Below are 23,970 nucleotides of genomic sequence, written 5' to 3'. Positions count from 1 at the left end.
TGCTTGATTTATGAATAAAAATACTTTTTTTAAAGGTAAAAATAGTGATCTAAATTATACTTGTGCATTTGTGTTAGACAGCATTAAGATTAAGTATTCTAAATTAAACCTTCTAAATCTCTTCGAGGCTCATATTGAGTATCCATCATTACTTTCTTTAAAAGATGTTTTAGCGGAGTATGGTATAGCAAGTATGGCAGTTCGTAAAGGAAGTCATGAATATGATGAATTCGAAACTCCATTTGTTTGCTCTATACAAAAAGAAGGTTGGTCAAGTCCGAGCTTTACTGTTGTGACGAAGGTAGATGAATTAGGGGTGGCTTATTTAGATCCAGTGACTCAGCAGGTAGTTAATACAGCTGTTACAGATTTTGAAAAAATTGACAAAGAAATCATCTTATTGCTAGATGGAGAAAGAGCCAAGGATGAAGTTAATTATTTAGAAAATAAACGATTAGAAAAAACAGGTCAGATTATCAAACTTCTGCCGATCTTTTTGTTAGCTGCTATTTTTGCATTGTCGATTTGTACCGTATTGATACGGGGATTTTCTTTGTCAACTTTTGTTGGTTCTGCATTTCTGATCACTAGTTTTATTGGTATGTTGGTGTCCTCTTTATTGATTAGATACGATATTAATTCACACGATTCATTTGTGAGAGAGGTATGTGGTTCATTTGGCAAAAAATCAAATTGTAGCTCTGTGCTTTCTTCTAAGCAATCGTCATTCTTAGGTATTTCCTGGTCTCTTTGGGGCTTTTCGTTCTTTTTGAGTTTTTTTGTTAGCCAGGTAATTTATATTGGACAAACTAGTAATCTTATTATATGGACAGTATTATCTATTTTGGTGAGTCCATATATTGTATTTTCTTTATATTATCAGTGGCGTATTGTGAAACAATGGTGTCCATTATGCCTTCTAATCCAAGGGTTAATAATTATTAATTTATTCATCTCAATTCTTTATTTTCAATATCATTCAATTGATTTTTCACAAATAAACTCACACCACGTACTTGTAGTTTTATTCTTAGGACTCACCTTAATGTTGCTAGGTTACTTTGCAATTCCAATTATTAAAAGAGCAAATGATAGTAAGGAATATAGAAGTAAATGGATGAAATTACGTTACAATCCATCCATTTTTAATTCTTTGCTCCAAAATAGTAATGCAGTTACCGTTACTAGTGATGATTTAGGGATATTGATTGGAGATGAGCATGCTAGTACAGAAATTATTAAAGTTTGTAATCCATATTGCGGTCCTTGTTCCAAAGCTCATCCTGAATTAGAGGATATCATCAGAAATAATAAAGATGTGCGGATTCGAATTATATTCATGGCTTCTGGAGGTGATGAGGATATAAAAACTGCTCCCGTAGCGCATTTATTAGCTATTCAAGAAAAGTATGGAAAATCTAAAGTATACGAAGCATTAGATGCCTGGTATATGTCTCCAGTTAAAGATTATGGAGTATTTGCGTCAAAATATCCTATGAATGGTGAGTTGAAACTTCAAAGAGATAAAATACTTGCTATGCGTAAGTGGTGTGAAGATATGAAGATTAGAGTTACTCCAACTTTATTTATCAATGGAAAAGAACTTCCTGATCACTATAGTATTAAGGATTTAAAAAACTTCTTCTAGAGAAAGAAAGCCCGAGCCAGTTGCAAATGATCTCGGGCAACAGAAGACGCTCTGTAAAAGGTCTTCCTATGCTATTCGGGAATAAGTGAATAGCAAGTTTCGAAAAATTATAAATAAAATTATGAAAAAAATTTCATTGAAAAATTTAAACTTAAATGAGGTAGATCAATTATCTCGTGAACAATTGAAAAATGTATTGGGAGGATATACAGTTGGAACCAGCAGCGGCATTACTACGGAGAAGGTAACCACAAATCATAATTGTAACTGTTCGAGTGGTAAGTACTGTTTTGTATCTGTAACAAATAATCCTACAGCTGAACAAATCAAACAAGCATGTGAAAGTTGCTGTAATCCTCCTGCAGTGGATCTGGTTTAATTAATAAGAAGAGTCAAGGTTAGCTTGACTCTTCTATAATGTCTAACGCAACGTATTATGAAAATACTATTTTACTCACTATTTTTTTTATTTTTTCAATTTACCGTTCAGGCTCAGGTCAAACCAGCGGCATTCGATATGAAGATCATGTATAAGTTTACTTATCAGAACGATAGTACATCCAATGCTTCACGAAAAAGTATTTTTACACAATTGACTATCGGCGAGCAAGAAAGTCATTTTCAGACCCTATCAAAATTTAAAGCTGATTCAGCGTTAGCACTGGCACATGGCAGTAATATGCTTTTCTACAGTTATGGTCGTATAGAACCCAATAACTTTTTAATTATAAAACGCGGGGATATCATTTCCACTTACGATCCCATTAACGGGGTGAGGTTTAATGGAAATAATGAGCTGTCCTATTACGAGGAAAATAAGGCAGACATGCAATGGGAAATACATCCAGACACTGCGCATATGCATCATTTTGTTTGTCAAAAAGCGACGACGGTGTGGAGCGGGCGAAAATGGGTCGCGTGGTTCACTATGGATATACCGATTTCAGATGGTCCGTATAAGTTTTGTGGACTACCCGGATTAGTGTTATCCATATCAGATCAGGATAAATATTTCACATTCGATATGGCCTCCATAAGCAAAGTAAACAGTATATCGGCCACTTTCGATCAATTACGCCCAGACCTTATTATCCAAAAGACAACAAAAGCTAATTTTTATAAGGAAAGGCAAAAATTAAGAGATAATATGATTGAATATGCGCTGTTGACCGGAGCTATATTATCTGACGAAAGTAAAATAAATATCCGTGCAGAAATGAAAACAGATAATAATCATATCGAGCGGCATTAATGAGACGTGCAAATAGACGCTATGCTAGCTAAACTCTTTTTCACCATCATATTTATCTGGATAGGTGGCCATTCCCTTGCGCAAACCATTATTACAGGCAAATTACTCGACGAAAATCAGAAACCGATCGCCAATGTCACTGTGTCTTATAAGAAGATCGGTTCTGCAGCCTTATTGAACTTTTCAAAAAGTGACGCAAGTGGAGCCTTCAAACTTACTGTTAAAGTTAGCGACGTAGATTCACTACAGTTGGATTTTAATCATCTCAGTTATGCCAAACATAGCGTACATGTTGCCAATGCGACTGCAAACTATGCTTATATTTTGAAAAGTGAGGTGCGGAAAATACAAGAGGTAAAGGTGTCGGATGTGCCAGTGTACAACCGAAAAGATACGATCAATTACAATGTAGCTTCTTTTACGGGAGCGCAAGATCGTGTAATAGGTGATATCATCAAGAAGCTTCCGGGCGTAGAGATGCGTAACGGTCAGATCTTTTACCAAGGCGAACCTATTCAACAGTATCGGGTCAATGGTTTGGACATGATGAGCGGACGTTACGGCCTTATCAATCAAAATCTTCCAGCAGATGCGGTTATGAAAGTCCAGATCCTTGAAAATCATCAACCTATCAAAATGTTGGATAAGTTGGTCCTTTCCAATCGAGCCACCCTTAATTTGCAGCTTAAGAAATTTACCACAACAGGTATCGGTAAACTAGGTCTTGGGGCAGCCCCCGGACTTTGGGATGCTAATATTACGCCAATGACATTTGCCAAGACCTTTCAGATGCTCAATTCATTTCAGACGAACAATGTTGGTGATGATGTGTCACAGCAGCTAAAACCATTCTATTCAGGTACTGGATATTTTACTGCCCGATCTCGTTTTTCAGAAGGACCGTCCTATCTCTCCATTCGGGAGGTAGCCACTCCTGGTTTCGATGAGAAAAAATGGTTGAAAAACCAGATCTTTCTAATGAGCAGCAATGTGATTCAAAAGTTAAAGAATGGTTTCGAAGTCAAAGGTAATTTTTCTTATTTCCATGATAATCGAAAACTGCAAGGAACAACGTCAACACAATATTTTACAAATAACGAAGTGATCCACAATCAGGAGGTCGTTGACAATCGCTATGGTATCGATGAGTTGAATATTGGTATGCTGGTCGAAAAGAACGAGTCAAACGTTTTTTTTAGCAACAGTGCCAATTATCGTAAACATTGGAACAACAGTGCCGGCAATATTCTTTTTAATGAAGATATCCCGATACAGCAGGACAAAAAATTCTCAGACGAAGCCTTTCTCAATTCTTTTTCACTCGGCCGTTTTATAGGCAAACAGTTGGTCAATATCACGTCTACTTTAGAGTGGCACAGTACACCCCAACGTCTTTCGGTCAATCCCGGTCAATTTGAATCGTTGCTCAATGGCGGGATGCCCTATGATCAGATTGGACAGATCGTTCGATTTAAGAGCTTTAATTTTGAAAATGGCCTGAGTTTATCACGCAAGATCAAAACTTGGACTTTCTCCCCTAGCATCAACCTGAATTACAACAACAGTACGTTAAACAGCTATATCGAGCTGCATGATCAAGATGACATTCGCGTCCTGGATAGCGGTTATTTCAATGCTATGAATAGCGCGCAGGTGCAGCTGCGGGTGGCGCTCCAAATTGGAAAAGAAGTGCGGAAGTTTAAATACAGTTTCAATCTGCCATTCAGTCAATATCACTATAACGTCAAACAACAGGGTGTACAGCGTCTGAAAAATGAATTGCGGAGCAGTTGGAACCCGTCTGCTTCGGTGTCTTATCTGTTTAACGGAAAAAATACGATCAGTACAAACCTGAGTGGAGGTCGAAATTTTGGTGGACTCGACAATTTCTACAATGGGTACATCATTAGTCAGTATCGCAGTATCCAAAAGTATGATGCACGCCTACTCAAGAATGAAGAGCTGAGTACTGGAATGCATTATGCGTATAAAAATACCTTGAAGGCAAGCTTTGCCAATCTGGGGTATAATTTCAGAAAAAGTTGGCGTGACTATATGTTTAGTACGGTATTGGACAGTATAGGACGCAGCGCGACCAATATTATTAATCAAGATGCACAGAGCCTGTCGCATGGGATCAGTGGTGGATTTTCCAAACTATTTGTTCGTATCAAAACCGTAGCAAAGTTAAACGGAAATTTCAGTTGGAGTACCTCAGATTATTTGCTCAATGAGCAGTTGGTCAAACAACATGTAAGCAGTCAGTCGTTCACACTTGAGTTGGTCAATTCGTCTTCATCGTTAATTTCTGGAGATTACCGAGTTGCCATGGGGCGGACCCACAATAGATTGGCCGCTGGACAGCGCAATAAGTTGTTGTATAACAATCATTTTTTTAATCTGGTAATAGCCCCCCATGATCGACATTTGATCACCTTGTCCAATTCATTATATGCAAATAATGTCAAGGCACAAAAGAGTCAGTATTTTGTGGACGCAACTTATCGGTTCAGGCTAAGCCATTGGCGTACCGATTTAGAGCTGACAGCAACTAATATCTTGAATAATAAAAACTATCTGCAGCAATTTTCCTCAGACTATGAGCTTATACAGAGTTATTTCGAACTCAGACCAAGACAGTTTCTGATAGCAATGCGATTTAAAATTTAGTGTTTATGTTATATATATCAGCTCAACCAGACAGTATTTATTTTAGGTGGCAATTGGAGATACAATTGCGTAATTTTCATTCTTTAGGGATTAAGAAAAAGGATGTACAGGTGCTGATCGCGTATAGTCCAAAAGTAGGACTAAATCCTAAATGTGAGGAATTTATGGCGTCTAATAGTGATTTAGCAAATTTTTATCCATATCCAGATTTACGTATAAAACCTAAATATAGTTCATCTGTGCGGCCAAATGTTTTAAAACAACATTTTTTAAAACACCCTGAATTAGCATCAGAAACGTTTATGTATCATGATTCAGATATTTTATTTTCGAGAATACCTCAGATAAAGGATATAAATGAAAATGATATTTGCTATGTATCGGATACACGAGATTATCTAGATATGAATTATGTCCGATCAGTCGGTTCTGAAAAACTTCTTGAAGATATGTTGAGTGTTGTAGGATTAAGTAAAGAAAAATTGCATAGAGAAGATGGAAATACGGGGGGGGCACAATATATTTTAAAAGGTATCACTGCTAATTTTTGGAAGAAAGTTGAGGAAGATTCTGAGAACTTATTCATTTTGATGAATTCTTACAATACCAAATTGTGGGAAGATCAATATGCTGAAAAAAAAGGATATCGAAGTAGGCAGAAAGGAATCCAAGCTTGGTGTTCGGATATGTGGGCAGTTCTATGGAACTTATGGTTACAAGGTAAAAAAGTTGAAATACATCCAGAGATGGGTTTCTCGTGGCCTTATAATGCAATATCAGATTGGAATAAATTTGCTATCCAGCACTATTCTGGTAAAATAGAAGATAAAAATAGACATTTTAGAAAAGTAGAGTATACTAACTATGATCCTTGGTATGATTTTACATTAGATAATATTCCAGATACCTCATGCAGTTACGAGATTGTGAAACGAATAAAATCCAGAAGGAAAGAATTGGATGATCAAAGAATATCTTTCCCTGAAAAAGTAATCTTTCTAGAAACGGAAGAAGCAAATTCTGAAATGATATGCATATTTAATAATCACAGAAATTATATCCAAAAATTCTTTAATATAGATGTTCGGCTATTATCAAAAAGCATAAATGAAAAGTTAACTATAAATACCAGCATAACTTTAAGAAACACATTACTAAATGAAATGACTAATAGCAATCACAAGTCATTTATATTAATTCCGCTAACGCAGTTAATCAATAGTAATGAGTTACTTGGGATACTATCAAGTAGTAAAATCAATCATGTTTTTTTATTCTCGAAAAATTACAAAATTGATCTATTGTTTTATGAAGCTTTTTCAAAAATGTTAGAAATTCAGTTGTTGGAAGATAACATCGGTAAGTTTAGTAGTGTAAGAGATGAGTGTTCAATTTTATTACTCGACGCTGAATTTCTAGCACATTATCTAAATAATGAGTATCACAAATTAGCTTTAACAAAAGAAGCTGTTGGAGTGACCTTTCTTTTACCCTAAATGTATATCAGAAATGAATCATGTTAAAAATAGAAAAATTACTACTTATCAATTGTTATCACAATTTTTGGTTTCGTCAAATAAAGAAACTAATGAGATGTTGTTAGATTCTTTTGTAGAAGAGGCTATGCTAATTGATAATTATTCTTTTTCAGATGGATTATTAGGCGCAGGTTGGTTGATATCATATTTGATTAAACACAAAATCTTAGTTTTTGACGTTGATGAAATCCTTTACGACGTGGATGATCTCATTTATAAATTAACCATTAAAGCAGTAATAAATAGTGAAACCACTATAGAAGAGCTCTTGCAATTAATTTCATATTATCAACAACGTTTATTAAATAAATCAAAGACATATAATATTTATAGACATTTTGCTTTGATTGAATGCTTAAAACTCTTAGTCGATAAAACATTAAGTACATTATCTGAGAATTCTTTAATCTTGACGCCTTTAGCAAAGTCCAGGGTACTGTTGAAATTTAGCTATTTAGTAACGACTTGTTTTAATGAAAAGGAAATTGAAATTCCTTTTTATAATCATATGGAAGATTTAATTTTTTTTTATCAAAAAATGGAACCAGATGATTTTAACGCTGAAGATGAAATAACTTTATGTTATTTACAGTTAATTTCAAAGCAATATGCAAATCCATATTGGGTTAATTGTGTAACGGAAATTATAAAATCAATCGAAATTCAGAATCAAGTAACGAGCAGTTTAATAAAAGTTGCTGACTTATATAATCCTAATGAAGACAATTATGTTTCGATAGAATTATTTGATTTTATTCAGAAATATGATGTTATATTTCTTTTAGCTAACAATTTGAAATCTTTGACATTTAAACAAACCGAATTATTGATATGAAAATTTTAACAGCCATTTTGGATCCTACAGGTCATTCAGAAGCAATTCCTGATATATACGAAATTATACCAAATACTTGGGATAACATAAACGATTATTTTGAGCAAGCCCTTTGTTATGCAGATGGAAAGAATGAAGATGTTGTTTTTTTTGTGAAAAACTCTTCATTCCTTCAGGCGATGGATCTTCATAAATTGGAAAAGATAATACTAGATATCGCACAGGAATCTATTAATTTTTTGTATAAGGATGTTGAATTCTTTGAAAAATGTGAAGGGTATGTGGTGAATGATGATATTATTTATATTGATTCTTTTTCGGCGGTAAATTCATTTTTCATTTTTCGCCCATTATTCCATTTTGTTATTTCCTTAATAAATAATTCTAAAGAAATAGCTTTCAAAAAATTGATAGATGTTACTAAGATATTTTCAAAGCATAATTTTATGTTATCATTGAACACCTCTGAAAGTATCAAACATCAAATCCATGTCATCTCACCGTTTAGAAATGTAAGCGCTTTTATAAGAGAAAATGCTAATTCTATACTTAGGCAAGAGCATAAGCAATTTAAAATTCACTATATCGATGATTGTTCTGATGATAATAGTGCTGATCTAATTCCAAAAAGTCGTCATATTTTTAAAATAAGTAATAGTACTAGACAATATGCCTTGCAAAATATAGTAGAATTACTGTTAACGGAGAAATTTGATGACGAAGATATTATATGTCTTGTTGATGCAGATGATATTTTACCTCACAAGTATGTATTAAATATTTTGAATAATGCATATAATAAGAAAAATGTAAGTTTTATATATGGAGCTATGACGTATATAAATGAATTTGAAAAAGTTGGTTTTTCGTATACGGCAGACGAATTTGCCGATGTTAGAAATAGTAATTGGAAGTTGTCACATGTAAGATCATTTAAATATAAATTATTTAGAGAGCTTGTTAATCAGGATCCAGAGTTGGAAACTTTGAAAGATAGTTTTGGAAATTATTTTAAAATGCCTTATGACATGGCGTTATATTTTCCACTGTTGGAAATTGCAGGATATGAGAATGTTAGTTTTATTAATACTCCATTGTATGCATATCGTAGGCATGCAAATAATGATCATGTTGTAAATAGGGATTTACAATATATGGGAGAAGTGGAAGTTCGTAAAAAGAAGCCCTTGAATAGAGCTTTTTAAATCATATAAATTTCAATTATAAACTTAGTTTTTGTGTTTAAAAAATTTCCACATTATAAACAAATGGATCAAATGGACTGTGGCGCCACTTGCCTTCGAATTATTTTTAAATATTTCGGAAAGTTAGTTTCTATTCATAAAATTCGAAAGCTTTGTCAAACCACTAAGAACGGTGTTAATCTGTTAGGCATAAGTGAGGCTGCGGAAAAGTTAGGTTTCCGTACATATGGTGTACGTTTATCGTTAGAGCAGTTGAAAGAAGTTGAACTTCCATGTATTCTGCATTGGAATCAAAATCACTTTGTCGTGCTATATAAAATCAAAAACGGGAGATATTACGTTTCTGATCCTTCAGCAGGACTAATGGTATATTTAGAAAAGGAATTTTCTAGAAATTGGTTTTCTACGAGAGAACTTCATGCAGGATTATCAATGTTGTTGAGTCCTGGACCGAATTTTTATCAGATCGATGAAGAGGAACTGGAGCCGAACCTGGAATGGGGGAAGATTTTTACCTATTTCTTTAAATATAAAAAGTTATTTTTTCAGCTTATCCTAGGTATGGTACTAGGAACCGTATTATCTTTGGTCGCACCGTTTTTGACTCAGTCTGTAGTTGATATTGGTATCAACACTAAAAACATCAGTTTTATTAATCTGATCTTGATTGCCCAACTGATGATTTTTGTAGGGAGTACTGCAGTAGCCTTTATCCGTTCCTGGATTATGCTCCATATTAGTACGAGGGTCAATATATCCATATTGACTGATCTATTGATTAAGATCATGAAACTGCCGATGGGCTTCTTTGATCTAAAGACTCATGGTGATATCATGCAACGGATGTCAGATCAACAGCGTATTGAATCCTTTCTTACCGGAAGTACGCTTAATACCTTATTTTCAATCGTTAATATGTTGATATTCGGTACTTTATTGGTGATCTATAATAAAACGATCTTTTTAGTTTTTTTTGTTGCTACAGTGTTTTATACCCTATGGATAATAGCTTTCATGAAGTACCGCCGACAATTGGATGAAAGGAGATTTAAGATCGCTTCCGAAAATCAGACTTATATGGTTGAAATGATTCAGAGTATTAAGGATATCAAGCTTAATAATGCGCAGAAGCAAAAGAGATGGGGATGGGAGGGGCTACAAGCTAAACTGTTCAAATTTAAAGTTGAGAGTCTAGCGCTGTCTCAGTATCAGTCGATCGGCTCCATGGCTATCAATCAAGCAAAAGGCATCCTCATAACGTTTATCAGTGCTAAAGCAGTTATTGACGGTGAGATTACGCTTGGAGGCATGATGGCTATCCAGTATATTGTTGGGATGGTCAGTAATCCGGTTGAATCCCTGTTAGGCTTCATGCAGTCTTATCAGGATGCCAAGATTAGTTTAGAGCGACTAAATGAGATCTATGGAGCTGAAGAAGAAGAAAATATTCAGAAAGACTTTCTCACCCAGTTACCCAATAGCAAAACGATTGAAATCAAAAATCTTACCTTTCGATACTTTGGAGCAGGAAATGATCCTATCTTCACCAAGCTCAATCTGGTTTTTCCTGAGGGGAAAACGACAGCGATTGTTGGCACAAGTGGTAGTGGGAAGACCACCATCATTAAGCTTCTTTTACGTTATTACCTTCCAGAGGAAGGAGAAATATTGGTAGGTGGGAAGAAACTTGATCAGATCGATTTTGGACTCTGGAGAGATAGCTGTGGATTTGTACTTCAGGAAAATTATGTATACGCCGACACTATTGAGCGCAATATTGCTGTTAATGATGAATTTGCAGATAAAGAGCTTCTTGCTAATGCGATTAACGTAGCCAATATGGAGGAGTTTATTTCCAATGAACCTTTTGGTCTAGCGACCAAAATCGGGACAGCAGGAAAGGGTATAAGTCAGGGGCAGCAGCAACGGTTGATGATCGCTAGGGCGGTTTATAAAAATCCAAGCTACATATTTTTGGATGAAGCTACAAACTCCTTGGATGCCAATAATGAAAAAGAAATCGTACAGAAGTTAGATCAGTATTTTACTAATCGCACCGTCATTGTTGTAGCTCATAGACTGAGTACCGTAAGAAATGCAGATAATATTATTGTACTTGAAAAAGGAGCTGTAGTAGAACAGGGAACACATCATGAATTGACCGTATTGCGTGGTAGTTACTACGAATTGGTCAAAAATCAACTCGAATTAGGTAGTTAATAACTATGATAAAGACGAATTTTATGGCAGAAAATATTCACTCTGAAGATCTGCAGGAAATTATCTCCAAACCACCATCCTGGCTGATGCAAAGAGGAATTACCTTTATTGTGCTGACGATTTTTATGCTGTTTGGGCTGTCATTTTTTATCCCTTACCCGGAAGTCGTTGTTGTATCGATGAAATTTAATACAAGCAATGCCCCCAAAGTACTAACGAGTAAAATGGATGGAAATTTGATTAAACTTCTTTTTAAAGACGGTACCATAGTTGAGAAGAATATGGATATAGCATACCTAGAAAGTGTAGCTAACCATGCTCAAGTATTGAGTTTACTTGAAAAGATGAAAAGAGTGAGAATGGGAGATCTGAACTTGGCAGATTTAAAAGATATCATAATTCCTACCGAACTGGAGTTAGGTGAACTTCAGAATAGCTATCAAAATTTTTATCTCGCCTATCTAAGTTATGTGGCCATCAACAAAGAAGGTATCTATCAAAAAAGAAAAAGTTTTATCCAGAATGAAGTACAGTATATCAATGAGCAGAATCAAAGAATTCGGGAGAGTTTTGATCTGCAGAAAAGAGAATTGGCACTGGCTGAAGCAGAATATGCCAAATACAAGATTTTAGCTGATAAAAAAGTGATTAGTCAGCATGAATTGCAACAGAAGGAAGCTCTTTTGCTATCCAAGCGGCAATCCATTCCACAGATTGAAAACACGATTATCAGTAACCAGAGTAGCCGTTTATCCAAAGATAAAGAAATGTCTGAGATCAATAATCAGATCATTGAAGAGGAAAAAAAAATTTATCAGTCATTAAATACTTTCATAAGTGAAGCAGAAAACTGGAAAAAGCAATATGTGATTAGTAGCACTTCAAAAGGTAGATTGATTTACGGAGATTTTTTACAGGAAAATCAATTGGTCAAAATGGGGGATGAGTTGTTTTACGTCAATGATAATAAAGATGATTATTATGGTGAAATACTAATTCCACAGGCGAAATCATCAAAGGTAAAAGTAGGACAGGATGTATTGATTAAAGTGCAGAGTTACCCTTATCAGGAGTATGGTTATTTGAGGGGGAAAATAGATTATATATCCGATATTCCGATTAAAGATAGTGTTTTCTTTGCTAAGGTTGTTTTAACAAGAAATAAGGAAGATTCTGATATAAAACTGAAACCCGGAATTTTGGCTGATGCAGAAATTACAACTGAAAATCAATCTATTTTTAAAAGAATCTGGAACAACCTTACAAAATCGTTGAAATTTTAAAAATGTCATTCAGCTTTTTTATCGATATAAAAAATAGTTTAAAAGATGATTATAGTGAATTTAATGGGAGGCGTTGGAAATCAGATGTTTCAATATGCTCTAGGGAGATATCTATCAGTGTTAAGCGATCAAGACCTTTTTCTAAATACCAATATATATGATACCGGACAGAGTAATAGAAATTTCGATCTAGATATCTTTAAACTTTCTAAGCAAGTGCAAGGTGATATCGAAAAAGCATTAGATATTCTAAGCGTAAATAGTCCCGTAGTACAATTAAATGAGCGCTTCTTTCATTATGATTTAATGCAGATTAATCAGGTGAAAAAACTGTTTTTATCAAAGTCTGAAAAATTTAAGCCACATGTAATACTTACTGGTTATTGGCAATCAGATAAGTATTTTAATGAAATTGAATATATTCTCAGAGAAGATTTCCATTTTAATAATCCGCTCTATGGTAAATGGAGCGCTCTGAATGAAGAAATTTTGGCGACTAATTCTATCATGATAAATATCAGACGTGGAGATTATTTAAAAAAATTGAATTACCATGGCGTTGTTGATTTATATTATATAAACGCCGCCATTAAATTGATTAAGGAAAGAGTTGATAATCCTAAATTTTATGTGTTTTCCGATGATATGGATTGGTGCCAGAGTAATATTGTCAATAATGAGAATATGGTTTTTGTTGGTGAAGAATATTATGATTCAAAATATCAATTCTATTTACAACTAATGAAAAATTGTAAGCACTTTGTCATCTCAAACAGCTCATTTTCTTGGTGGTCTGCATGGTTGTCCTCAAGTAAAAATAAAATTGTGATTGCACCAAAAAAATGGTTCGTTGTTGATCATCTTGATACTATAGATTTAATACCCTCAGATTGGATAACGATATAATTTTATGAAATAATTTAAAATCAATCGTGCATATTGGCAACGGCCTGGTTTAACGATTTCATCGGAAATTGTTTCCGAGCTTTTAAAATATAACCAAATAGATTCTAGGTATATCAGTGATTGGGTATAACCCCGATGTTGACCCCTCGGCTGGACTTACTGACCTCTCTATCAAGGCTTTCTTCAGTCCAACTGATGACCTGAAAACATTACTTTTTTTTTCTTAGAGTGAAGCCAGTGTTATCCGATTACACAAGACTGTTAATGCAAGTACCTTAATGATTCAAAATCGATACGAATATGATCATCAGGGACGTCTTGCGAAACAATGGAATAAAATTGGCGATCAACCTGAAATATTATTGACTGAAAATGAATTTAATATTCTAGAACAAGTGACGCGCAAGAAAATTGGTAAACAATCTGGAGGAGTATTTGCAACGACTATTGATCAACAATTTACGGAGACGGGTTGGTTGAAAAAGATATCCTCACCTCAGTTTACTCAGGAGATGAAGCATGAAACACCGAGCGATTTGGCGTTGGCTCAATACAATGGAAATATAAGCGAGCAAAATTGGCAACATGGAGTAGGCATAAGCAACAAATTTCAATATAAATATGATTATTTGGGCAGAATGATTGAAGGTTTATCGACTGGGACAGTTATGAAGGAAATTCTTTCTTATGATAAAATGGGTAATATTAACTCTTTGGCGAGAGATAATAGTACCACCAATTATCAATATGTAGGTAATCAATTGATGTCTTTGAGCGGTGGATTATCGGCAAGCTATACCTATGATAAAAATGGCAATGCAACTAAAGATAGGAGTGGTATGACATTTACATATAATGAATTGGATTTAATCTCGGCGGTCACTAAAACGGGTACTACGATCTCTTATATTTACGACGCAGATGGGTTAAGGTTACGAAAAGAATCGGTCATCAATGGCATATCTTCTCAGCGAGATTATATTCAAGGAATCCAATATAACAAAGCAGGATCAGCTTCGAGCGTGATTGACTTAATTGAAATAGAAAATGGATATATTCAAAATAATAGTGGGGTTTATAGTTATTTTTTTAATATAGCCGATAATTTAGGGAACATAAGGTCTACAATAAATAGTGCTGGTGTAGTTGTTCAGAAAGACGATTATTATCCTTTCGGAAAACGGAAAAGTGCAGGTCTTACCAACGGAATTAATAAGTACCTTTATAATGGGAAAGAAATTCAAGAAGAAATTGGAGGGCAATATGATTACGGGGCAAGATTTTACGATCCTGAAATCGGAAGATGGAATGTGGTGGACCCGCTGGCGGAAGCAGCACATAACTGGAGCCCGTATAGATACGCATATGATAATCCGATTAACTTTATCGATCCTAATGGGATGATCGAGTATTCGGATGATTATAAGGGACGTCTCGGTAAAGGAGACTGGAGAACCTCTGATAGGCTGAATAATACTAGGGTATGGTCTTCTGCTAATGAATATAATACTAGAAATGGTAGAAAAAACCAGTATGCAGCATTTGCACAGGTAAGAGATTATTACTCTTGGGTTAAAGAGCAATCTGAGGCTAGAGGGCATGAAGTAAAATGGATGAAAGGAGCGCTTGGTTTGGTTGACGCTCTGGCTTATTATTTGGAAGGAGGAAACTGGCTGGTTGGAGATGATGTGGAACAGTTGCTCGCAAAATTAAATGTTGGAATTCAAAATGGTACAATGAACGCGTTTAATGAGCTATTATATGGTAAATATTCTTCGAGCCCCTTGAAAGGACATGCTGCTCAAGCGTGGGATGAAGCTTTGGTAAATTACGAACAAGGGCAGATAGCACCACCGATTTATTATGTTGCGGTCACTACGGAGGGAGAATCAGCAGGGGTAGACCAGTTATTCGCAACTGATTTCAATCAAAAGATCCAATCTTCCAATGCACAATCTAACAGCCGTAGTGCGGTAGTTAAATTATTGAAAAAGCAAAAAGGAGAAAAACTGAACTGTACAGTAAGCACTGATATCATCGAGGAATCAGCAGACTATATGTTGGCTAAAGTCACTTTGAAATTTGAAAACTTCACCAAAACAGATCTAGTTACTTTGGAGCGCGAAGGCAATGATTGGAAAGTATCTAAATCAATTAATTCGTATAAGTAGTATCCAATAACTGGTGGTTTGCCAGAAATAAAAGACAAACCACTAGTGAATCATATGTTTAAGTTTAGTTTAGAAGCCATGTCGAAAGATATGGCTTTTTTGCGTTTTATGGTTGCGCATCGGCTCAACTTTTCGGTAGATGTATTCTACCGATTACATTGGATGCTTTTCACTAAAATAACCCTTGAATGAAGCCTAAGTTTGTGTAAGAATTTAAAACAAAAACATTATGGCAAATCAACTTCTTATCAAAAACACCATGGCAGATATGCGGGCATTATCTGCAGCCGAAATTACAGCATTAACAAATGGAACTTATTCAGGTGTACAACTCCTAGGGTATTATCAGGCAGGGGACACTCCCGGTCCGATCGATTATTATATCTCGTTCACAACAGATCCCGATGATGGAGGGAGTGTGATCGAGTTAAGCACTATAAAGCTTCAACATGATTTTGTTGGAGAGGTGAATGTTCAATATTTTGGCGCAAGAGGTAATTTTATTCTAGACGATACTCAGGCAATACAGAAGGCGTTAACTTATGCCAATAAAGCTCATGTATCATCCGTTTATTTTCCTACAGGTCACTACGTCATCACTGATACTTTAATTCCGCCAACAGCATGTTTGATATATGGTGATGGAAATGGAAGTCATCTTGAATTTAAGCATGAGCGATTTTCAATTTCGAAGACCGTAAAATGGATGTTTAAACTATCCGATCACAAGAACATCTCATTTCATAATTTACAATTGGACGGAGGTGCTACAACGAACCGGTTTCCCATTTTACCTGAAAATCCTATCGGAGAGTGGGATGTAGACGGCGCAGAGTTTTTAATTTATTTCAAACCCATTTATGACGGCGCGGTGGATAATATCAACATTACCAATTGTTGTATTAAACGTTCATGGAGCTCCGGTATCCAAAGTTATGGTAGAGCGGCAGAACCTTACCCGCATCCATTGACTACAAATGTTCGTATTACAGATTGCTATTTTACCGAAACAGGTAATCACGGAGTTGGGTTTAATGAAGTAGCGAACGCTACGGTATCCAACAATAATTTTGTGAATGTAGGCCGAGTGATTCCCGAACCGACAAATCAGTACGGTAGTGGGCTGGCTGTTGACTGTTCGGGGGGATGTATAGATATCGTTGTGTCTAATAATACGGTTGACGGAGCTGGAGGGGGATTCAAATGTGAGAGCCATGTTGTTCCTGTAAGCCCTACTTTTCCAGATGGAATAAATTATTCACGCCGTATTATTTTCTCGAACAATACCATCAAGAATCTCTATTTAGATACTGCGATGAATACCACTAATTTTTTCATTATTTTCTATGGCATTAGATTGGCCGGCGATAATTGTATTGCATCCGATAATATCATTGTAAAACCACAGGGTCATGGTATTTTGATCTCAAGCAACGGTTCAAATTGTACGGTATCAAATAATAAGATCATTGAACCACAACGGACTGGTATTGAGTTGGGATCCAATTTGGGGTTTAATACGATTTTGGATAACCGAATTATAAAGTCAGTATTACAAGGTATTACGGTGAATGGAAGCAACACCTTGGTTAAAAATAATATGATCAATAATGCTGGCAATACTGGGATCAGGCTTTTGAATGGTAATAATTGTCAATTTATAGGTAATACAATTGTTGACTCAGTCGGTGACGGAATTAGCGTGATCCCTACTGGAACGTTTACGAGTGACAATATCGATGTTGTTGATAACATCTGTTATGATAGCCGTATTGGTGGAGATCGAACACAGACTAACGGGATTATTGCCAATGCTCCCTCGGTAACGAATGTCAAATCGATGAACAATAGATGCTTTAATAATATCAATACTCAAATCTCTGTAGCGAACAGTGCAAGGCGTAATCAGGAAATAGGTTCAAACGCATGGCAAACCCAAACAATTAATGGACTGGCAACAGTTTCAGGGACATGGCAAGTGGGCGATGTTCTCAAAAATGTTAATGCTGTGGTACAGCACTCGGATCCCCAGCTCAAATATACCTACGGCTGGTACAATAATGCTCCCGATGGGCGTAATTTTATACCATTTGGATTTTTGGGTGAATATGCTGGCGTTGGTAGCCCAGAGGGGGTAGTTGTAGCGAGGCAGGGGTCCAGATACAATGAAATTAATGAGGCTGGCGTATCATCCATTTGGATAAAGAGAACAGGGGGCGGAAATACAGGTTGGATAAGTATTTTTCAAAACGCTACAACAGCAGCGAAGGGCTTGGTTTCTCAGTCAACTTCCGTTACAAATAGTCTACTACCCAATGCTACAGACCTCAATTCTGTGATTGCTTTGACGAATGATTTAAAAACAATATTAAATGCTAAGTTGCAAGCAGATCGAAATAGCGGTCAACAAGCTAGTTAGCCTGAAGGGAAGAAGGCCGTATCGCAATTATGGCCTTATTACTTTTATTTTAACCTCCCTATTCCCGCTATTCACCGAGTTTTCCCGAACGTTGGTCTAAAGTCAATAGGCTAGGGGCCTATTGTGTTGTAGTTTTGAGTCAACAAATAAGAACAACAGAACTAACACAATAAAATAAAGACATTATGAAAATGCTAGTAAAAACATTCGCAGCAGCAGCTTTAATCGCAGTATCTACATTTGCTATGGCAGCTGAAGGACCTGGAGCAAAATCGTCAAAAGCAAACGTTAGCCTTTCCACAGCAGATTTCGCTTTAGAACACTATGTTGCGGTAACTACGGAGGGAGAATCAGCAGGCGTAGAGCAGTTATTTGCAGCTGATTTTAATCAAAAGATCCAAGCTACCAATGCGCAGTCTAACCCCCGTAGCGAAGTGATTAAATCCTTGAAAAAACAAAAAGGAGAGAAGTTGAACTGTAGAGTGAGCACCGATGTCCTTGAAGAGTCAGCAGACTATATGGTGGCTAAAGTCACTTTGAAATTTGAAAACTTCACCAAAACAGATTTAGTTACTTTGGAGCGTGTAGGCAATGACTGGAAAGTATCCAAATCGATCAATCTGTATAAATAAGAGCCATCCCTAACAAATATATAAGTTGTGAAGCCACGTCGGAAGATGTGGCTTTTTTACGCTTTATGGTTGTCCATCGGCTCACTTTTCGGTAGTTGTATTCTACCGCTTACATTGGATGCTTTTCACTCAAATAGCCCTTGAATGAAGCCTAAGTTTGTGTAGGAATTAAAAACAACAACATTATGGCAAAACAATTTCTAATCAAAAAGACAATGGCAGATTTGCGCAACTTATGTGCATGTGAAATTGCCGAATTACAGGATGGTACTTATCTAGGCGTACAGCTTCTGGGTTATTATCAAGCAGGTGATACACCTGGTCCTATTGTTTACAGTTTATCAGAGACAACGGGTTCAGACGACGGCGGGAGTGTTGTCGCTACTGGAAGTATTAAGCTTGAACATAAATTTACTGGACCTTTAGACGTGCGATACTTTGGGGCACAAGTTGCAGCTAATATTAACGCTGTATTTGACAAAGCAAAATTGGTAACAAATCACTTGGTCATTGACGATCAATATAGCTTTACAACTGCATTAGTAATCAATAAAAGCGATTTTAAGCTAGAACTAACTTCAAGGTGTGTTTTACAAAAAACGAGTTTGGCTAATGGAAATGGAATTGAAGTGGCCAATGCAACAACAGGTGTTGTAATTGTGGGACAAGGTACTATTTTTGGTAATATGAATTCGACGAGGGTTGGTTATGCCATTGCCATAGGAGATGTTGCGTCTAACGGAAGGGTAGAGGGGATTCGAATGGATGGATGGACAGGTGGGATATTGCTAAATTATAAAAATAGACGTTGGACGTTTACACTCAATTCCTTTTATAATATGATTTATGTACCAACAGTCAATGCTGGAGGTTATGGTATTGTTTTTCAGGAAAGCTATGAGACTTTAACAACAGAAAATTATTTTGATGAGACAGTAGAACGTCATCATATTTACTACGCCATTAATACGGGACTTTCGGCTAAGGGTGGAGAAAACCATGTGCTATCAAATAATGTATTCCGTATGCAAAACAAAACCGAATATTCTACGGGATTTGAGTATAGTGTTAAAATAATGGCTGCCAAAAATGTTACCTGTACAGGAAATGTTCTTGAAGGTGGAGTGGGAGGCTTTTGGATTACTTCTTTTTCGCCTAATGATGGAACAGACACCTTAGTAATAGATTGTGATACGATAAATATTACAGGAAACACTATAAGAGGTTTAAGAAAAGGAAATGCAGGCTACGGTGCTGCTATTGGCTCTCATGGTCCTTTTACCAAAACCCGGAATTTGGATATTATAACAAATACGATATCAGATTGTGAATGTGGAAGAGCAGATATCGATCTTGGCCGAGTTATTAATTGCAATATTGCTAATAACGTTATAGATGCTAAAGAGGGAACGAGTTTTGGTATATACTCAGATATTGTAATGCAAAACGTAAATATCGCAGACAATATTATCAGCAATCATCTAAGAGGTATTTATCTGCTTAAAAACTCGATGAATCAAGAGCTTCCATGCAAAAATATAAAGATTTCAAATAACCAAATCACCTCCGTTAACTTTTGTATTTTTCAACAAAATGGAAATTTTGAAAGCAATTTTGATATTCAGGGTAATAGTCTGGAAACGAGTTTAGGGGCGCCAATATATATCTTTAAGAATACGAAGGATCTGAAGATTAATGATAATATAATCAAGAATAAAAGCACGTCAAGCAACATTACTTTAGGTGCTGAACAGCTAGCTGATAGCTATATTTATGATAATGTTTTTATCGATAAACGTGAAATTGCAATTAACAATCAGGGCTCTGGTCTAGTACTCTATCCGATTAACATAAACAATATTGCTTGTAGATTAGCAGATGTGCCAACTACTTCATCCCGATCCTGGCTAATTGGAGATAAAGTTATAGCTATTAATCCGGTGAATAGCGATTGGGTAAGAATAACTAATGGCACTTCAAATGTTAAAGGAACCGATTGGATTATGGAACGGCCGAAAGCAGAGACGTCAATTTACGGCTCTGTGAAAGAGTCTTCTGCTGTACCAAATAGTATATTATCGGCTGCTACAGACCTCAATTCTGTGATTGCTTTGGCTAACGATTTAAAAACAATATTAAATGCTAAGTTGCAAGCAGATCGAAATAGCGGTCAACAAGCTAGTTAGCCTGAAGGGAATAAGGTCGTATCGCAATTATGGCCTTATTACTTTTATTTTCACCTCGCCATTCCCGCCATTCACCGAGTTTTCCCGATCGTTGGTCTAAAGCGGATAGGCTAGGAGCTTATTGTGTTGTAGTTTTGAGTCAACAAATAAGCACTAAAAACTAACACTATAAAATAAAGACATTATGAAAACGCTAGTAAAAACATTCGCAGCAGCAGCTTTAATCGCCGCATCTACTTTCGCTATGGCAGCAGAAGGACCTGGCGCAAAAGCAACAAAAACAAACGTTAACCTTTCTACAGCAGACTTGACACTCAATCACTATGTTGCGGTAACCACGGAGGGTGAATCAGTAGGAGTAGAGCAGTTATTCGCTGATGATTTCAATCAAAAGATCCAAGCTACCGATGCACAAAGTAACAGCCGTAGCGAAGTTGTTAAATCCTTGAAAAAGCAAAAAGGAGAAAAGCTGAACTGTAAAGTAAGCACAGACATCTTAGAAGAATCAGCAGATTATATGGTGGCTAAAGTCACTTTGAAATTTGAAAACTTCAACAAAACAGATCTAGTTACTTTGGAGCGTGTAGGCAATGACTGGAAAGTATCAAAATCGATCAATTCATATAAATAAGAGCGATTTCAAATAAATATATATATGTTGTAAAGCCATATCGGGAGACGTGGCTTTTTTGTGTTTTATGGTCGCCCATCCGCACAACTTTTCGGTAGTTGTATTCTACCGCTTACATTGGATACTTTTCACTCAAATAGCACTTGAATGAGGTCTAAGTTTGTAAGAATTAAAAACAACAACATTATGGCAAATCAATTTCTTATCAAAAACACGATGGCAGATATGCGAGCATTATCTGCAGCCGAAATTACAGCATTAACAAATGGAACCTATTCAGGTGTAGAACTTCTGGGCTATTATCAAGCAGGTGATACGCCTGGTCCTATTGTATACAGTTTGTCAGATACAACGGGTTCAGACGACGGCGGAAGCATCATTGCTACTGCAGGAATTAAGTTAGAACATAGATTTCTAGAAGCAGTTAACCCGCTTTACTTTGGTGCAAAAGCCGGATTAGATACCGATGCCACCCCTTTTATACAGCAAATTTTTAATTCAGGTTTTAGGAGTGTAGAAATTACTTGCCAATTACTCGCAGATTCCTATTTGGGGCTGCCAGATGCAACATTACAAAGATATCCTTCGCATCGGATTAGTGGCAAAGGCGGATCGGTGCATTTAACGAATAATGTCAATGACGGCTGGATAACATCACAGTCTTCGTTATTAAATCCCGGTTCAACAGGGAATTTGTACACAGGAAAGGTTTTTATCGATAATTTGGTTGTAAGAAATGCTGGCGCGGATATCGGAAACATAATAGATGGGACACCTTTATCCGGTACATTTGTAGATGGGGATCGGATTTATAATGTATTTATAACCAAGTGTTCTTTTTTTAGGGTTAAACATGTTATCAAATCTTATAAAGAAAAGAGACCCAATGACACAGACGCTTATAAAAACGGGTATTTACAATCTGTTACGATTACGGGTAATATATTTGAACAGGTTGAACGGATAGTTGATGCTGATCGATGCTTTAACTTTACTTTTAAAGATAATATGTGTGAAGGCTGTATATCCGGAATCTGGTTTAAAAATATCGACGGAAAACCTACAGTAAATGTTGCTAGGATTGTAGATAACGTATTTGAAAGTGGTGGAGTTTTTTTGTATTCTGGACCAATAGCTGGCGGAAAAATTTCTGGAAATTATTTCGAGGGTAATAATCAACCTGAGATTAAAACCTACAAAGCCCATTTGTACTTTAAATTCGGAGCGGCAACAAATTACATGGGGTTGGCTATTGATAGTAACAACTTCCAAGCGCACGAAGATCAGAAGATAGATGTGGAGTTTTCCGATATCAAGTTTGACGGAAATTTTACCACAGATGCTGAATATTTAGGGAATGTAAGTATCCGTAACAACAACTCTAATTCCTATTCTCTGGTCGAGCCCCAATCGCGGATTAAATTTTATGAAGGGAATTCAATTACTGCTGATATGTATGCAAGAGCTCGAACGGTGGTGAGTTCTACTCAAAGTCGCATTTCATTTCAACGGAAAAGACAGGAGTTATTGAGCTCAAGCTATCTATCGTCAGATGGCCACGTGATAGCCCGCATAAATATTGCCCGAATCAAAAGTTTGATGGCTAAACAGGAAGAGAGGACTTCGAACGGAATAATTCATATCATGTTATTAGCTAAAACATCAGGAATGATCACAATTGGCGCGACATTAGCGATTGTTGATTTTATAATTATGCCTGCATCAGAAGGAATGGGTTCGGGAGCAATTGATGATGTATACTATAAGTTTAAATTGCGAAGTGTATTTAACATCGATGCAGGAAAGCCGATCAATTCGAATTTTACTGGTGCAACAACTAGGGCTCATTTCAATGAAGATACGGCAGTGCTTACAGCTGTTCCGGACGGCGATTTTGTAAAACTAATACTATCTACATTTGTAGCACCATCGATCGACAACTTTGGTAAGGCTGACCGGCTTCTGTCATTTCAGACAATTCAAATTAATGCCAACAACAATTCGTATAACGTAGGTTATCCGGTAATTTAAAGAAATAGGGCAGGTAGATCTACCGGCCCTATGTCTTTAAATTATTACAAGTCATGCGGATTTATTTTTACCTCCCCATTCCTGCCACTCACCGAGTTTTCTTGATCGTTGGTCTAAAGCCTCTAGGCTAGGGGCCTATTGTGTTTTAGTTTTGAATCAACAAATGAGAACAAGAATACTAACACTATAAAAAAGACATTATGAAAACTTTAGTAAAAACATTCGCAGCAGCAGCTTTAATCGCAGTATCCACATTTGCTATGGCAGCTGAAGGACCAGGTTCGAAATCAGAGAAAGCAAACGTTAGCCTTTCAACCGCAGACTTGGCATTGGATCACTATGT

The 23,970-nt window shown here is 36.2% G+C and carries 16 protein-coding genes; all 16 read left to right on the top strand.

The window, feature by feature from the left end; translation table 11 throughout:
- Positions 1-10 precede the first annotated feature (10 nt).
- The 16 genes from AAW12_RS02685 (at position 11) to AAW12_RS02610 (ending at position 23,627) form a co-directional block, all read left to right on the top strand.
- Positions 11-1,648, top strand: coding sequence for a vitamin K epoxide reductase family protein (locus tag AAW12_RS02685; protein WP_046672075.1), 1,638 nt, complete (start codon positions 11-13; stop codon positions 1,646-1,648).
- A gap of 121 nt (positions 1,649-1,769) precedes the next feature.
- Positions 1,770-2,027, top strand: a complete 258-nt coding sequence (locus AAW12_RS02680; RefSeq protein WP_046672074.1) for a hypothetical protein — start codon at positions 1,770-1,772, stop codon at positions 2,025-2,027.
- Between the two features lie 57 nt (positions 2,028-2,084).
- Complete coding sequence (locus tag AAW12_RS02675; RefSeq protein WP_046672073.1) at positions 2,085-2,900, top strand: GLPGLI family protein; 816 nt, start codon at positions 2,085-2,087, stop codon at positions 2,898-2,900.
- A 21-nt stretch (positions 2,901-2,921) separates the two neighbouring features.
- On the top strand, positions 2,922-5,570 hold the full coding sequence (locus tag AAW12_RS02670; protein WP_046672072.1) for a hypothetical protein: 2,649 nt from the start codon (positions 2,922-2,924) through the stop codon (positions 5,568-5,570).
- Positions 5,571-5,575: 5 nt separating this feature from the next.
- A complete protein-coding gene (locus tag AAW12_RS02665; protein WP_046672071.1) occupies positions 5,576-7,066 on the top strand; it encodes a hypothetical protein in 1,491 nt (496 codons plus the stop codon).
- 13 nt (positions 7,067-7,079) lie between these two features.
- Positions 7,080-7,943, top strand: a complete 864-nt coding sequence (locus tag AAW12_RS02660) for a hypothetical protein (protein WP_046672070.1) — start codon at positions 7,080-7,082, stop codon at positions 7,941-7,943.
- A complete protein-coding gene (locus AAW12_RS02655; protein WP_046672069.1) occupies positions 7,940-9,148 on the top strand; it encodes a glycosyltransferase in 1,209 nt (402 codons plus the stop codon). The genes AAW12_RS02660 and AAW12_RS02655 overlap by 4 nt, the downstream gene beginning before the upstream one ends.
- 33 nt (positions 9,149-9,181) lie before the next feature.
- Complete coding sequence (locus AAW12_RS02650; RefSeq protein WP_084823053.1) at positions 9,182-11,368, top strand: peptidase domain-containing ABC transporter; 2,187 nt, start codon at positions 9,182-9,184, stop codon at positions 11,366-11,368.
- Positions 11,369-11,391: 23 nt separating this feature from the next.
- Positions 11,392-12,651 (top strand): HlyD family secretion protein, encoded by a 1,260-nt coding sequence (locus tag AAW12_RS02645; protein ID WP_197083959.1) that lies wholly within the window; start codon positions 11,392-11,394, stop codon positions 12,649-12,651.
- Positions 12,652-12,696: 45 nt separating this feature from the next.
- The gene (locus tag AAW12_RS25295) at positions 12,697-13,557 is read left to right on the top strand and encodes an alpha-1,2-fucosyltransferase (protein WP_053003503.1); all 861 of its coding nucleotides are present in this window, start codon (positions 12,697-12,699) and stop codon (positions 13,555-13,557) included.
- A 278-nt stretch (positions 13,558-13,835) separates the two neighbouring features.
- On the top strand, positions 13,836-15,728 hold the full coding sequence (locus tag AAW12_RS02635) for an RHS repeat domain-containing protein (RefSeq protein WP_046672066.1): 1,893 nt from the start codon (positions 13,836-13,838) through the stop codon (positions 15,726-15,728).
- 229 nt (positions 15,729-15,957) lie between these two features.
- A complete protein-coding gene (locus AAW12_RS02630; RefSeq protein ID WP_046672065.1) occupies positions 15,958-18,147 on the top strand; it encodes a right-handed parallel beta-helix repeat-containing protein in 2,190 nt (729 codons plus the stop codon).
- Between the two features lie 185 nt (positions 18,148-18,332).
- Positions 18,333-18,779, top strand: coding sequence for a nuclear transport factor 2 family protein (locus AAW12_RS02625; RefSeq protein ID WP_156167517.1), 447 nt, complete (start codon positions 18,333-18,335; stop codon positions 18,777-18,779).
- Between the two features lie 185 nt (positions 18,780-18,964).
- Entirely contained in the window at positions 18,965-20,965 is a 2,001-nt protein-coding gene (locus AAW12_RS02620) for a hypothetical protein (RefSeq protein WP_046672063.1), read from the top strand.
- 184 nt (positions 20,966-21,149) lie between these two features.
- Complete coding sequence (locus tag AAW12_RS02615; protein ID WP_046672062.1) at positions 21,150-21,596, top strand: nuclear transport factor 2 family protein; 447 nt, start codon at positions 21,150-21,152, stop codon at positions 21,594-21,596.
- Between the two features lie 186 nt (positions 21,597-21,782).
- Positions 21,783-23,627 (top strand): hypothetical protein, encoded by a 1,845-nt coding sequence (locus tag AAW12_RS02610; RefSeq protein ID WP_046672061.1) that lies wholly within the window; start codon positions 21,783-21,785, stop codon positions 23,625-23,627.
- Positions 23,628-23,970: the final 343 nt, after the last annotated feature.

This window comes from Sphingobacterium sp. Ag1 (assembly GCF_000988325.1).
Taxonomy (GTDB): domain Bacteria; phylum Bacteroidota; class Bacteroidia; order Sphingobacteriales; family Sphingobacteriaceae; genus Sphingobacterium.
This window is presented reverse-complemented; position numbering and strand designations above follow the sequence as displayed.

What these genes read in the sequence shown, in the direction of transcription:
- AAW12_RS02685 (WP_046672075.1), top strand. Translation starts at nt 11, where the DNA reads ATGAATAAAAATACTTTTTTTAAAGGTAAAAATAGTGATCTAAATTAT.
- AAW12_RS02655 (WP_046672069.1), top strand. Translation starts at nt 7,940, where the DNA reads ATGAAAATTTTAACAGCCATTTTGGATCCTACAGGTCATTCAGAAGCA.
- AAW12_RS02675 (WP_046672073.1), top strand. Translation starts at nt 2,085, where the DNA reads ATGAAAATACTATTTTACTCACTATTTTTTTTATTTTTTCAATTTACC.
- AAW12_RS02670 (WP_046672072.1), top strand. Translation starts at nt 2,922, where the DNA reads ATGCTAGCTAAACTCTTTTTCACCATCATATTTATCTGGATAGGTGGC.
- AAW12_RS02660 (WP_046672070.1), top strand. Translation starts at nt 7,080, where the DNA reads ATGAATCATGTTAAAAATAGAAAAATTACTACTTATCAATTGTTATCA.
- AAW12_RS02635 (WP_046672066.1), top strand. Translation starts at nt 13,836, where the DNA reads ATGATTCAAAATCGATACGAATATGATCATCAGGGACGTCTTGCGAAA.
- AAW12_RS02665 (WP_046672071.1), top strand. Translation starts at nt 5,576, where the DNA reads ATGTTATATATATCAGCTCAACCAGACAGTATTTATTTTAGGTGGCAA.
- AAW12_RS02615 (WP_046672062.1), top strand. Translation starts at nt 21,150, where the DNA reads ATGAAAACGCTAGTAAAAACATTCGCAGCAGCAGCTTTAATCGCCGCA.
- AAW12_RS02620 (WP_046672063.1), top strand. Translation starts at nt 18,965, where the DNA reads ATGGCAAAACAATTTCTAATCAAAAAGACAATGGCAGATTTGCGCAAC.
- AAW12_RS02610 (WP_046672061.1), top strand. Translation starts at nt 21,783, where the DNA reads ATGGCAAATCAATTTCTTATCAAAAACACGATGGCAGATATGCGAGCA.
- AAW12_RS02625 (WP_156167517.1), top strand. Translation starts at nt 18,333, where the DNA reads ATGAAAATGCTAGTAAAAACATTCGCAGCAGCAGCTTTAATCGCAGTA.
- AAW12_RS25295 (WP_053003503.1), top strand. Translation starts at nt 12,697, where the DNA reads ATGATTATAGTGAATTTAATGGGAGGCGTTGGAAATCAGATGTTTCAA.
- AAW12_RS02630 (WP_046672065.1), top strand. Translation starts at nt 15,958, where the DNA reads ATGGCAAATCAACTTCTTATCAAAAACACCATGGCAGATATGCGGGCA.
- AAW12_RS02680 (WP_046672074.1), top strand. Translation starts at nt 1,770, where the DNA reads ATGAAAAAAATTTCATTGAAAAATTTAAACTTAAATGAGGTAGATCAA.
- AAW12_RS02645 (WP_197083959.1), top strand. Translation starts at nt 11,392, where the DNA reads ATGGCAGAAAATATTCACTCTGAAGATCTGCAGGAAATTATCTCCAAA.